At 64.3% G+C, this 11,521-nt stretch carries 13 protein-coding genes; 2 read left to right on the top strand and 11 right to left on the bottom strand.

The genetic code is table 11. The features are described from left to right. Positions 1–28: 28 nt before the first annotated feature. Together HLA98_RS11245 and glmU are read right to left on the bottom strand one after the other, a co-directional pair. The gene (locus tag HLA98_RS11245) at positions 29–562 is read right to left on the bottom strand and encodes a GNAT family N-acetyltransferase (protein ID WP_057500512.1); all 534 of its coding nucleotides are present in this window, start codon (positions 560–562) and stop codon (positions 29–31) included. Next, positions 531–1,898: a bifunctional UDP-N-acetylglucosamine diphosphorylase/glucosamine-1-phosphate N-acetyltransferase GlmU gene (gene glmU / locus HLA98_RS11240; RefSeq protein ID WP_049445062.1), complete on the bottom strand. Its 1,368-nt coding sequence runs from the start codon at positions 1,896–1,898 to the stop codon at positions 531–533. Before glmU ends, HLA98_RS11245 begins: the two co-directional genes overlap by 32 nt. Positions 1,899–1,981: 83 nt before the next feature. On the opposite strand from glmU, the gene HLA98_RS11235 reads away from it, so the two are divergent. Beyond that, positions 1,982–2,365, top strand: coding sequence for a GtrA family protein (locus HLA98_RS11235; protein WP_049445060.1), 384 nt, complete (start codon positions 1,982–1,984; stop codon positions 2,363–2,365). Positions 2,366–2,576: 211 nt separating this feature from the next. Here HLA98_RS11235 and HLA98_RS11230 read toward each other — a convergent pair whose 3' ends face one another. The 9 genes from HLA98_RS11230 to HLA98_RS11190 all read right to left on the bottom strand — a co-directional run bounded on the left by HLA98_RS11230 (position 2,577) and on the right by HLA98_RS11190 (position 9,793). Further along, positions 2,577–2,999 carry a F0F1 ATP synthase subunit epsilon gene (locus HLA98_RS11230; RefSeq protein WP_005419509.1) on the bottom strand — a complete coding sequence of 141 codons (423 nt, stop codon included), beginning with the start codon at positions 2,997–2,999 and terminating at the stop codon, positions 2,577–2,579. Positions 3,000–3,112: 113 nt separating this feature from the next. Further along, entirely contained in the window at positions 3,113–4,519 is a 1,407-nt protein-coding gene (gene atpD / locus HLA98_RS11225) for a F0F1 ATP synthase subunit beta (protein ID WP_010481327.1), read from the bottom strand. A 38-nt stretch (positions 4,520–4,557) separates the two neighbouring features. Beyond that, positions 4,558–5,421, bottom strand: a complete 864-nt coding sequence (atpG, locus tag HLA98_RS11220) for a F0F1 ATP synthase subunit gamma (protein WP_049445058.1) — start codon at positions 5,419–5,421, stop codon at positions 4,558–4,560. 97 nt (positions 5,422–5,518) lie between these two features. Next, positions 5,519–7,066 carry a F0F1 ATP synthase subunit alpha gene (gene atpA, locus HLA98_RS11215; RefSeq protein WP_014038567.1) on the bottom strand — a complete coding sequence of 516 codons (1,548 nt, stop codon included), beginning with the start codon at positions 7,064–7,066 and terminating at the stop codon, positions 5,519–5,521. A gap of 44 nt (positions 7,067–7,110) precedes the next feature. Beyond that, a complete protein-coding gene (locus HLA98_RS11210; RefSeq protein WP_049445057.1) occupies positions 7,111–7,638 on the bottom strand; it encodes a F0F1 ATP synthase subunit delta in 528 nt (175 codons plus the stop codon). Between the two features lie 2 nt (positions 7,639–7,640). Then, positions 7,641–8,111, bottom strand: a complete 471-nt coding sequence (locus HLA98_RS11205; protein ID WP_005419512.1) for a F0F1 ATP synthase subunit B — start codon at positions 8,109–8,111, stop codon at positions 7,641–7,643. Positions 8,112–8,217: 106 nt separating this feature from the next. Then, positions 8,218–8,523, bottom strand: coding sequence for a F0F1 ATP synthase subunit C (gene atpE / locus HLA98_RS11200; RefSeq protein ID WP_005411133.1), 306 nt, complete (start codon positions 8,521–8,523; stop codon positions 8,218–8,220). A 73-nt stretch (positions 8,524–8,596) separates the two neighbouring features. After that, positions 8,597–9,397, bottom strand: a complete 801-nt coding sequence (gene atpB / locus HLA98_RS11195) for a F0F1 ATP synthase subunit A (protein WP_057500511.1) — start codon at positions 9,395–9,397, stop codon at positions 8,597–8,599. A 30-nt stretch (positions 9,398–9,427) separates the two neighbouring features. Beyond that, a complete protein-coding gene (locus tag HLA98_RS11190) occupies positions 9,428–9,793 on the bottom strand; it encodes a hypothetical protein (protein WP_006394654.1) in 366 nt (121 codons plus the stop codon). A 458-nt stretch (positions 9,794–10,251) separates the two neighbouring features. On the opposite strand from HLA98_RS11190, the gene HLA98_RS11185 reads away from it, so the two are divergent. Further along, positions 10,252–11,070 (top strand): hypothetical protein, encoded by an 819-nt coding sequence (locus tag HLA98_RS11185; RefSeq protein ID WP_049445053.1) that lies wholly within the window; start codon positions 10,252–10,254, stop codon positions 11,068–11,070. Positions 11,071–11,521: the final 451 nt, after the last annotated feature.

Raw genomic sequence — 11,521 nt, 5'->3', positions numbered from 1 at the left:
GCGTGGATGTGCCGACCAAGGTCGGCACCTACCAAACCTGCCGCATCGCCACGCGCAGATGCATTGGAAATCCCAGCGCGGCCTCTTCGGCCATCACCGCGCGCAGGCCATCGCTCCACTGTGCCTCGGGCACTACCTCGAACCCTTCACTGGCGTAGAAGGCCGCATTCCACGGTACGTCGGACAGCGTGGTCAGCACAGCCGAGCGATAGCCTTCCGCCCGGGCCTGTACCAATGCATGGCGCAACAACGTGCGCCCATGACCTTGCCGCGCGTGTGCAGGATCCACGTCCATCTGCAGCACGTGGAACTCACCTGCCAGTTCGCCGGCAAGCAGATAGCCGGCGATGCCACCGTCAGCCGCATCCACCACCCACAACTGGCCACGCTGAAGGCCGTCCTGCAGCGTCGGCAGGTCCAGGCCATGGCCGGCAAACACCGGGCAGGCTTCGTGGCCCTTCAGCAGCTCACCGGCACGCTGTTCGACCGCCTGCAGCACGCCGAGCTCGTCGGCGCGCGGGAGACGGGGCTCAGGACTTCTTGACCGGGCGCTTCCAGCCATCGATGGTTTCCTGTCGTGCACGAGCCAGTGTCAACTTGCCGTCCGGTGCGGTTCGGGTGATGACCGAGCCGGCGGCGATGGTCGCACCTTCGCCGATCGTCAGCGGCGCAACCAGCGAACTGTTGGAGCCGATGAACGCGTTGTCGCCGATGGTGGTGGTCGACTTGTTCACACCGTCGTAGTTGCAGGTAATGGTGCCGGCACCGATGTTCACCTTGCTGCCGATCACGGCATCGCCGAGATAGGTCAGGTGATTGGCCTTGCTGCCCACGCCCAGCGTCACCTTCTTGGTTTCGACGAAGTTGCCGACATGCACGCCATCGGCGAGCACGGTACCTGGGCGCAGCCGCGCGAACGGGCCGATCTGCGCCGCGCCTTCGGTGACCACGCCTTCCAGATCGCAGTGCGCGCGCACTTCGGTGCCAGGACCAAGATTGACGTCCTTCAGGCGGTTGAATGGGCCTACGGTGACGCCATCGCCCAGCACGACGTTGCCTTCCAGCACCACGTCGACGTCGATCAGCACGTCGCTGCCCACGGTGACAATGCCGCGGATGTCCAGCCGTGCCGGGTCGCGCACGCGCGCGCCCTGTGCGCACAGCGCACGCACCGCCCGGCGCTGCCAGGCACGCTCCAGCTGCGACAGCTGCCACGGATCATTCGCTCCCTCGGCCTCCTGCGCATCGGCCACCAGCGCCATTTCGGCCGGAGTGTACTCATGCGCGGCAAACGCGAACACGTCGGTCAGGTAGTACTCGCCCTGTGCATTGCTGTTGGACAGCTGCGACAGCCAGCGCCGCAGCGCGGTCGACTCGGCGGCGATGATGCCGGTGTTGATCGTGCGCACGCGCAGCTGGTCGTCGGTGGCGTCCTTCTGCTCGACGATCGAACCCACCCTGCCCTCTGCATCGCGCAGTACGCGGCCGTAGCCGGTCGGGTCATCGACGTCGGCGACCAACACCGCCAACCGTCCCGGCTGCGCCAGCAGGTCGCGCAGGGTCTGCGCGCGGATCAGCGGCACATCGCCGTACAGCACCAGTACCTGTGCGGCATCCGGCACCTGCGGCATCGCCTGGGCCACCGCATGGCCGGTACCGAGCTGCTGCGCCTGTTCAGCCCATTGCAGATCGGGCTGGTCGGCGAAGTACTGACGCACCACCTCGCCACCATGGCCGTAGACCACGTGGATAGCAGCCGGCTGCAGCTCGCGGGCCGTATCGATCACGTGCGCGAGCATCGGTTGGCCGGCAATCGGCTGCATCACCTTCGGCAGCACCGACTTCATGCGCTTGCCAGCGCCGGCGGCGAGGATGATGACGTGCAGGGCTTGGGTCATGGGAACGGCAGTCCGTGGTTCGTTGCCGATGATTCTAGAGTGTGGGCCGTTAACATGGGCATCCCTCTTCTTTCACCATGCCGATGAGCCTCGTCCGCCAGGGAAGCGCCTACCTCGTGATCGGGCTCGTGCAGCTGCTGGTCGATTGGCTGGTGTTCGTGGTCGCCACCGCGCTGGGTATGCCGGTAGCGCCGGCCAACATCGCCGGTCGCCTGGCCGGCATGCTGCTGGGCTTCTGGCTCAACGGCCGTTACACCTTTGCCGAGGCCGGCACCCGCAAGCTGGGATGGAAGCGCTTTGCACGCTTCTTCGGGCTGTGGCTGCTGCTGACCGCGGCGAGCACGCTGCTGGTCAGTCTGGTCGACCAGGCGCTGGGCCTGCAGTACACGTGGCTGGCCAAGCCGCTGGTGGAGGGCGGGCTGGCCTGCGTGTCGTTCCTGTTGATGCGCTACGTGGTGTATCGCTGACACGGCACCAGGATCGGGATTGGGGATTGGGATCGGTAGAGTCGACTGTCAGTCGACTGCTCTTCCATCAGGCCGCGAAAATCCCGCGCTGCGCGCGTTAGTCGACTAACAGTCGACTCTACACAGTCGACTCTACCCGGTCGACTCTACCCAGCCATCCAAACAAAAACGCCGGCACGGGGCCGGCGTTCTCGTGGGTGCAGCGCGAACCTCAGTGCTTGAGGTTCTTGCGCAGGCGCTCCAGCGCCTGCAGCTGGACGACGGCTTCGGCCAGCTTCTGCTGGGCTTCGGCCACTTCCATCGCTTCGCCGCGGTTGGCCAGGATGCGCTCGGCTTCTTCCTTGGCCTTGCGGACCGAGGCTTCGTCGATGTCCTGCGCGCGGATCGCGGTGTCGGCCAGCACGGTCACCACCTGCGGCTGCACTTCCAGGATGCCGCCGGAAATGGCGAAATCCAGCTGCTCGCCGTTCGGCGTGGTCACCACCACCTTGCCCGGCTTCAGGCGGGTGATCAGCGGCGCGTGCTTGGGCGCGATGCCCAGTTCGCCCAGCTCACCGGTGGCCACGACCAGGGTCGCTTCGCCACGGAAGATTTCCTGCTCGGCGCTGACGATGTCGCAACGGATCGTGCTCATGCAAATCTCTTCGCTGTTCGCGGCGGCGCAATGCCACCGTGGGAGTCCACCGGCGCGGGCAGTTGCCCGGCACCGGCGTCAGGTCGGGCAGGATCGCTCCCGCCCGTCCCGGATCAGGCCTTCTCGGCCATCTTCTTGGCCTTCTCGACCGCTTCTTCGATGCCGCCGACCATGTAGAACGCCTGCTCCGGCAGGTGGTCGTACTCGCCATCGACGATGGCCTTGAAGCCACGGATGGTGTCCTTCAGCGGCACGTACTTGCCCGGCGAACCGGTGAACACTTCAGCCACGTGGAACGGCTGGCTGAAGAAGCGCTCGATCTTACGGGCGCGCGACACGGCCTGCTTGTCCTCTTCGGACAGCTCGTCCATGCCCAGGATCGCGATGATGTCCTTCAGTTCCTTGTACTTCTGCAGGGTCTGCTGGACGCGCTGGGCGGTGTCGTAGTGCTCGTGGCCGATGACCAGCGGGTCCATCTGGCGGCTGGTGGAGTCCAGCGGGTCGACGGCCGGGTAGATACCCAGCGAGGCGATCGAACGCGACAGGGTGACGGTCGAGTCCAGGTGGGCGAAGGTGGTCGCCGGCGACGGGTCGGTCAGGTCGTCCGCGGGAACGTAGACGGCCTGGATCGAGGTGATCGAACCGTTCTTGGTCGAGGTGATGCGCTCCTGCAGGACGCCCATTTCCTCGGCCAGGGTCGGCTGGTAACCCACGGCGGACGGCATACGGCCCAGCAGTGCCGACACTTCGGTACCGGCCAGGGTGTAGCGGTAGATGTTGTCGACGAACAGCAGGACGTCCTTACCCTTGCCGTTTTCGTCCTTCTCGTCGCGGAAGTACTCGGCCATGGTCAGGCCGGTCAGGGCGACGCGCAGACGGTTGCCCGGCGGCTCGTTCATCTGGCCGTACACCATCGCCACCTTGTCGAGGACGTTGGAGTCCTTCATTTCGTGGTAGAAGTCGTTGCCCTCACGGGTACGCTCACCCACGCCGGCGAACACGGACAGACCGCTGTGCGCCTTGGCGATGTTGTTGATCAGTTCCATCATGTTGACGGTCTTGCCGACGCCGGCGCCGCCGAACAGGCCGACCTTGCCGCCCTTGGCGAACGGGCACATCAGGTCGATGACCTTGATGCCGGTTTCCAGCAGCTCGGTGGCCGGGGACTGGTCTTCGTACGACGGGGCCGCACGGTGGATTTCCCAGCTGTCGCTGGCGGCCACCGGACCGGCTTCGTCGATCGGACGGCCGAGCACGTCCATGATGCGGCCCAGGGTGCCAGCGCCGACCGGCACGGAGATGCCGCGGTTGGTGTTGGTGGCAACCAGGTTGCGCTTCAGGCCGTCGGTGGAACCGAGGGCGATGGTACGCACCACGCCGTCACCCAGCTGCTGCTGGACTTCGAGGGTGATTTCGGTGTTGTCGACCTTCAGTGCGTCGTACACCTTCGGCACCGACTCACGCGGGAATTCGACGTCGACGACCGCGCCGATGATCTGAACGATCTTGCCCTGACTCATTGCTGCATCCTCTAAATGTGTGCTTTGAACGAACGCGGTCAGACTGCTGCCGCGCCGCCGACGATTTCGGAGATTTCCTGGGTGATCGCTGCCTGGCGCGCCTTGTTGTAGACGAGCTGCAGTTCGCCGATCAGCTTGTTGGCGTTGTCGCTCGCCGCCTTCATCGCGACCATGCGTGCGGCATGCTCGGAGGCGACGTTTTCCAACAGTGCCTGGTACACCAGCGACTCGATGTAACGCGTCATCACGTGCTCGAGCACGGTCGCGGCATCGGGTTCGTACAGGTAATCCCAGTCGTGGTGAGCGACCTGCTTCTCAGCCGGCGGCAGCGGCAGCAGCTGATCGAAGCTGGCCTTCTGCGTCATGGTGTTCACGAAGCGGTTGTAGACCAGGTACACGCGGTCGACCTTGCCTTCGGTGAAGGCGTCGAGCATGACCTTGATCACACCGATCAGCGATTCCAGCTTCGGCACATCGCCGATGTGGGTCACGCTGCCGACCATGTTGACCTTCACGCGGCGGAAGAAGGTCGATGCCTTCTGGCCGATGGTCACCAGGTCCACTTCCGCACCCTTGTCCTGCCATGTCTTGGCTTCGCCCAGCATCCGACGGAACAGGTTGTTGTTCAGGCCGCCGGCCAGGCCGCGATCGGAGGAGATCACGATGAAGCCGACCCGCTTGACCTGCTCACGCTCGACCAGGAACGGATGCTGGTAGTCGGTGCTGGCCTGGGCCAGGTGACCGATCACCTGCTTCATCGCCTGCGCGTACGGACGCGAGGTCTTCATCCGATCCTGCGCCTTGCGGATCTTGGAGGCCGAGACCATTTCCAGGGCGCGCGTCACCTTGCGGGTGTTCTGCACGCTCTTGATCTTGGTTTTGATTTCGCGTCCGCTTGCCATCTCTTGTTTCCCGTGGCGCGGGGCTGATGCCCCGCGTTGTTCAACCGTTTGTCATCTGGTCCAGCGGAGCCAGCGGCTCCGCTCTACAGGACCGCGATTACCAGCTGCCGGTGGTCTTGAACTCGGCGATGCCCTTCTTGAAGGCACCTTCGATGTCGTTGTCCCAACCGCCAGTGGCGTTGACCTTGCTGATCAGCTCGCCCTGGGTGTTGGCGAAGTGGGCGTGCAGGCCTTCTTCGAACGCCAGCAGCTTGTTGACCGGCACGTCGTCGAGGTAACCCTCGTTGACGGCGTAGATCGACAGCGCCTGGTTGGCGATCGACATCGGCGCGTACTGCTTCTGCTTCATCAGCTCGGTGACGCGCTGGCCACGCTCCAGCTGCTTGCGGGTCGCTTCGTCCAGGTCCGAGGCGAACTGCGCGAACGCAGCCAGCTCGCGGTACTGGGCCAGCGAGATACGGATGCCGCCCGACAGCTTCTTGATGATCTTGGTCTGGGCCGAGCCACCGACGCGCGACACCGAGATACCGGCGTTGACGGCCGGGCGGATGCCGGCGTTGAACAGGTCGGTTTCCAGGAAGATCTGGCCGTCGGTGATCGAGATCACGTTGGTCGGAACGAAGGCGGACACGTCGCCGGCCTGGGTTTCGATGATCGGCAGCGCGGTCAGCGAACCGGTCTTGCCGGTGACCTTGCCTTCGGTGAACTTCTCGACGTATTCCTCGGACACGCGGGCAGCGCGCTCGAGCAGACGGGAGTGCAGGTAGAACACGTCACCCGGGTAGGCTTCACGGCCCGGCGGGCGCTTCAGCAGCAGCGAGATCTGGCGGTAGGCAACGGCCTGCTTGGACAGATCGTCGTACACGATCAGCGCGTCTTCGCCGCGGTCCATGAAGTACTCACCCATGGTGCAGCCCGAGTAGGCGCTGATGTACTGCATGGCAGCCGATTCGGAAGCGGTCGCGGCCACCACGATGGTGTGGGCCAGCGCGCCGTTCTCTTCCAGCTTGCGCACGATGTTGGCGATGGTCGAAGCCTTCTGGCCGATCGCAACGTACACGCACTTGATGCCGGTGCCCTTCTGGTTGATCACCGCATCGATCGCCATCGCGGTCTTGCCGGTCTGGCGGTCACCGATGATCAGCTCGCGCTGGCCACGGCCGATCGGGATCATCGAGTCGACCGACTTGTAACCGGTCTGCACCGGCTGGTCGACCGACTTGCGCCAGATCACGCCCGGAGCAACGCGCTCCACCGGAGCGGTCAGGTCGGTACCCAGCGGGCCCTTGCCGTCGATCGGCTCGCCCAGTGCGTTCACGACGCGGCCCAGCAGTTCCGGACCGACCGGCACTTCCAGGATGCGGCCGGTGGTCTTGGCGACGTCGCCTTCGCGCAGGTTCTCGTAGTCACCCAGGACCACGGCGCCGACCGAGTCGCGCTCCAGGTTCAGGGCCAGGGCGAAGGTGTTGTTCGGCAGTTCGATCATTTCGCCCTGCATCACGTCGGCCAGACCGAAGATGCGCACGATGCCGTCGGACACGCTGGTCACGGTGCCTTCGTTGCGCGATTCCGCGGCCAGCTTGACCTTCTCGATGCGGTTCTTGATCAGTTCGCTGATTTCGGAGGGGTTGAGCGTGGTTGCCATCGTCAAGTCCTAGTGCCGGCAGCGGGGCCGGACGTTAAATGAATTCAGTTAGCGAGCGCGGTCTGCAGACGGGCCAGCTTGCCCTTCAGCGAACCATCGATGACCACGTCGCCGGCGTCGATCACGGCGCCGCCGATCAGCGAAGCATCGACCGCGGTGGTCACTTCGACCTCGCGGTTGAAGCGCTTGCGAAGCGCAACCTTGATCGCGTCCAGCTCTCCGGCCGACAACTCGGAAGCCGAGGTCACCGTGGCCTTGACCACGTGCTCGGCTTCGGCGCGCAGGGCGTCGAACATGCCGGAGATTTCCGGCAGCAGCGGCAGACGATGCGATTCGGCCAGGATGGCCAGGAAGCGCGAGTAGGTCTCGCCGTGGGACACCGGCGCCAGCAGGGCGACGGCGTCGTCACGGCCCAGCTCCGGGTTGGCGAGCAGGGCCGCCACGCGCGGATCGGCGGCGACGTGGGCGGAGAACGCCAGGGCGTCCGACCACGGCGCGAACGCGCCTTCGTCGCGCGCGGTCGCGAACGCGGCGCGGGCGTACGGGCGGGCAAGCGTGAGGGCCTGGCTCATCCTTAGATCTCCGAGGCCAGCTCGTCGAGCAGCGCCTTGTGGGCGTTGGCGTCGATTTCGCGCTTGAGCAGCTTTTCGGCACCGGTTACGGCCAGCGCGGACACCTGCTTGCGCAGATCTTCACGGGCACGGTTGGCGGCGGCGTCGATTTCAGCCTGGGCCAGTTCCTTCTGACGGGTGGCTTCGGTGATCGCTTCGTTGCGTGCAGCATCGACGATCTGGTTGGCACGCGCGTGGGCCTGATCGATGATCTCGTTGGCCTTGGTGCGTGCTTCCTTCAACGCTTCGTTGACCTTCTCCTGCGCCTGGGCCAGATCTTTCTGGCTGCGGTCGGCAGCAGCGAGGCCTTCAGCAATCTTCTGCTGGCGCTCTTCGATCGCGTTCATCAGCGGCGGCCAGATCTTGGTCGCGATGATCCAGATCAGACCAGCGAAGGCGAGCGCCTGCGCAAGAAGGGTGAAATTGATATTCATGGTTAGCTCGATCGCTGGTTTCGGGGTGGACGTGCCGCCGAAGCGGCACATCCGGCCTTCATCCGAAACCGGGTGCATCAGCACCCGGTCGTCTCAAACCGCTGTATCAGCCGGCCAGAGCCTTGGTGACGGCGCCAGCAAAGGCAGCCGACAGCGGGTTGGCGAAGGCCAGCAGCAGGCCGACAGCGACCGAGATGATGAACGCGGCGTCGATCAGGCCGGCGGTGATGAACATGCGGACCTGCAGGACCGGGATCAGTTCCGGCTGGCGGGCGGCCGACTCCAGGAACTTACCAGCCATGATGGCCAGACCCAGACCGGCGCCCAGCGCGGCCAGGCCGATCATGATGCCGACGGCAAGGGCGGTGGAGCTCTGAATCTGCGCGAAGTTGGTCAGGACGGCGAAGTACATGGTTATCTCCAGGAACTTAAGTTGCTAAGGGTGATGAAACGGATGAAGGTTGAAACGCGTTGAAGCTTGAAACTCAGTGAGCGTCTTCCGACAGGCTCAGGTACACGATCGACAGCATCATGAAGATGAAGGCCTGCAGCGGGATCACCAGCAGGTGGAACAGCATCCAGCCGAGGCCGAACACACCACCGGCAATGGCACCGAAGAAACCGGCACCACCCAGCACCCAGATCAGCAGGAACACGATTTCGCCGCCGAACATGTTGCCGAACAGTCGCATCGCCAGCGAGATCGGCTTGCTCAGCCACTCGACGATGTTGAGGATCAGGTTGAACGGCATCATCCACTTGCCGAACGGCGCCGTCAGGAATTCCTTGATGAAGCCGCCCAGGCCCTTGGACTTGAGCGCGAAGAACAGCATCAGGAAGAACACGCTGATGGCCATGCCCAGGGTGGCATTGACGTCAGCGGTAGGCACCGGCTTCCAGTAGTGCACGCCCGCCCATTCCAGCGGCTTGGCGATGAAATCGGCCGGGATCATCTTCAGCAGATTCATCAACAGAATCCAGAAGAAGATGGTGATGGCGATCGGCGTGACCAGCTTGCTCTTGCCGTGGTAGGTGTCCTTGGCCTGGCGGTCAACGAACTCCAGGCAGATTTCCACGAAGGCCTGCCACTTGCCCGGCACACCGGCGGTGGCCTTGCGGGTGCCCAGCCAGAAGGCGACCACGATCACCAGGCCCATCAGGACCGCGGTGAGGAAGGTATCGACGTGGATATGCCAGAACATACCCTCGCCCTTGCCGACCGGAGCGGTCAGGTTCTGCAAGTGATGCTGGATGTAGCTGGTAGGGGTTAGAGCCTCGCCCGCCATGTGTCCGGAACCTTAGTTAATTGAATTCTGTCAACGCCTGGCCATGGCCAGGACCTGGAACATCAAGCCGACGGCGATACCGGCCAACAGCGCCAACGCAGGCAGCTTGAAGACCAGGAACCCCACCAGCAGGACGCCGAAAACCACGACCCACTTGGCCACGATCGCAATGATCAGGCGAGCCATCGCCGATCCTGCGGCCAGTGCCCCACCGCCCAGTGCCATCCGCGCCGCCACCCAGCCACCGGCCGAAATGGCCACACCGGACGCCAGCGCGCCGAGGGCATACTTCGGACCTACCAGCAGGAAGGCCAGGGCCAGGACAGCCACCGCGGCCAGCGGGTAGACCGCGGCGCGCAGCATCAGTCGCCGACCCGCATCAACGGAGTTCAGCACAGGACGTCCCGCGTGGTTGCAAGTGGAGGGCTGAGGCGGCTACAGCAGGGGGGCCTCATCGAGCCGCCAAATTATAGCAATGGGACAATTTGCGAGACAACCGCTCCCTGTTCATCCCTGGAAGCCGCAAGTTGCGGTAACGGTTACATTTTTGCGTGCCACCCGGGGGACAATGACGTCCGCGTGATGCTGCACCGCAGTATTGAACTTTGGTCGCAGGCGCGGAACTTTCGCCGAATGCGCCGGTCCGATCTTTCGACCTGCCTGCAGCAACCTCGTCGACGCTCCGCCCCGCAGGTCCCACGATGGCCCCGAAGCCCGGCTCCGGGGCCATCTTTTTGCGTCGTCACGACAGCGCTGAACCGTGCACACTCCGTGGACCATACGTTCACGGATGGTGGACGGCGGCGTCCGGCACAGTGGTCTTCATTCTGATGAACCACTGCAAGGACTCTTCGATGCGCCCCGTACCCACCCTGCTCGCCCTTTCCCTGCTCGCTGCCGGCGCCTCGTTCGCCAATGCCGCCCACGCCGCCGAAGGCGACGACCGCTTTGCCATCCGTCTGGGTGCGATGAACATCGATTCGGACAACACCCTCCGCGGCAGCACCACTGTGGCCGGCCAGGACATCTCCCTGAACCAGGACTTCAAGCTGGGTGGCAAGGAATGGGAGCCGCGCATTGACGGCATGTTCCGCATCAGCAACCGTCAGCGCCTGCTGTTCAACTACTTCAAGTACGACAAGGACCGTCGCGAGACGCTCGACCAGGGCATTTCCTTCGGCGGTGAGAACGTGCCGGCCGGCAGCTTCGTGAAGGGCGAGCTGAAGTATCAGGTGGCCAGCCTGGTCTACGACTACTCGGTCGTCGATACCGACACCTTTGACCTGGGTCTGCAGATCGGTGGCGAGTACGCCAAGGTCAGCACCAAGGGCTATGCCGACCTGGGCACGGTGTACGAAGGCCAGTTCCTCAACGAGAAGGCCGATGGCGTGGCACCTGTGGTGGGTGCGCGCATGACCTTCACTCCGTCCGAGCGCTGGATGATCACGCTGCAGGGCCAGTACCTGAACACGCGCTGGGGCAGCTTCGATGACTACAAGGGCGACCTGAGCCGCGCCAATGCCATCGTCGATTACCGCTTCACCAAGAACTTCGGTGTGTTCGCCGGCTACGACTGGTTCAAGCTGGACGTGGACAAGAAGGGCAGCGACGGTACTGTCGGCCTGAAGCAGGAATTCAAGGGCCCGGTGGCCGGTATCAGCTTCGTGTTCTGAACCCCTGCCCCTTCCACGGCACTCTCTCTCCTGGCGCGGCCTCCGGAACATCGGGGCCGCGCTTTTTTGTGGGTTCCTGTCAGAAGAGCAGAAGCGGGTTGGTCGAGCGCTCGAGGGAGCGGGGGCTGTGTGCGAATGTCCCCCGGCGCCGGCCTGAGGCCGACGCCTCCTCCTTTACTTCGCACACAGCCCCCGCTCCCTCCGCGTGTCAGGCATCCATGCGCCTGTTGCAGTGGCTCTGCAGCTCGACCGTCCGCAAGCCGAGCCGCTGTGCGGGTGGCAGGCGTTTGGACAAAGTAAAGGAGGAGGCGACCGCCGCAGGCGGGCGACGAGGGACATTTGTCCAAACGCCTGCCACCCGCGCAGCGGCCCGAACGCTCGCAACGAGAGTGATCGAAGCTCAACAAAAAAACCCCGGCAAATGCCGGGGTTTTTCGTTCGGAGCGGCGCG

Origin of the sequence: Stenotrophomonas africana, assembly GCF_013004645.1 — a bacterium.
In the GTDB taxonomy this organism is placed as follows: Bacteria; Pseudomonadota; Gammaproteobacteria; order Xanthomonadales; family Xanthomonadaceae; genus Stenotrophomonas; species Stenotrophomonas africana.
Note: the sequence above shows the minus strand (reverse complement) of the source record. Positions and strands in the feature narration are given on the sequence as shown.

What these genes read in the sequence shown, in the direction of transcription:
- HLA98_RS11245 (WP_057500512.1), bottom strand. Translation starts at nt 562, where the DNA reads ATGGCTGGAAGCGCCCGGTCAAGAAGTCCTGAGCCCCGTCTCCCGCGC.
- glmU (WP_049445062.1), bottom strand. Translation starts at nt 1,898, where the DNA reads ATGACCCAAGCCCTGCACGTCATCATCCTCGCCGCCGGCGCTGGCAAG.
- HLA98_RS11235 (WP_049445060.1), top strand. Translation starts at nt 1,982, where the DNA reads ATGAGCCTCGTCCGCCAGGGAAGCGCCTACCTCGTGATCGGGCTCGTG.
- HLA98_RS11230 (WP_005419509.1), bottom strand. Translation starts at nt 2,999, where the DNA reads ATGAGCACGATCCGTTGCGACATCGTCAGCGCCGAGCAGGAAATCTTC.
- atpD (WP_010481327.1), bottom strand. Translation starts at nt 4,519, where the DNA reads ATGAGTCAGGGCAAGATCGTTCAGATCATCGGCGCGGTCGTCGACGTC.
- atpG (WP_049445058.1), bottom strand. Translation starts at nt 5,421, where the DNA reads ATGGCAAGCGGACGCGAAATCAAAACCAAGATCAAGAGCGTGCAGAAC.
- atpA (WP_014038567.1), bottom strand. Translation starts at nt 7,066, where the DNA reads ATGGCAACCACGCTCAACCCCTCCGAAATCAGCGAACTGATCAAGAAC.
- HLA98_RS11210 (WP_049445057.1), bottom strand. Translation starts at nt 7,638, where the DNA reads ATGAGCCAGGCCCTCACGCTTGCCCGCCCGTACGCCCGCGCCGCGTTC.
- HLA98_RS11205 (WP_005419512.1), bottom strand. Translation starts at nt 8,111, where the DNA reads ATGAATATCAATTTCACCCTTCTTGCGCAGGCGCTCGCCTTCGCTGGT.
- atpE (WP_005411133.1), bottom strand. Translation starts at nt 8,523, where the DNA reads ATGTACTTCGCCGTCCTGACCAACTTCGCGCAGATTCAGAGCTCCACC.
- atpB (WP_057500511.1), bottom strand. Translation starts at nt 9,397, where the DNA reads ATGGCGGGCGAGGCTCTAACCCCTACCAGCTACATCCAGCATCACTTG.
- HLA98_RS11185 (WP_049445053.1), top strand. Translation starts at nt 10,252, where the DNA reads ATGCGCCCCGTACCCACCCTGCTCGCCCTTTCCCTGCTCGCTGCCGGC.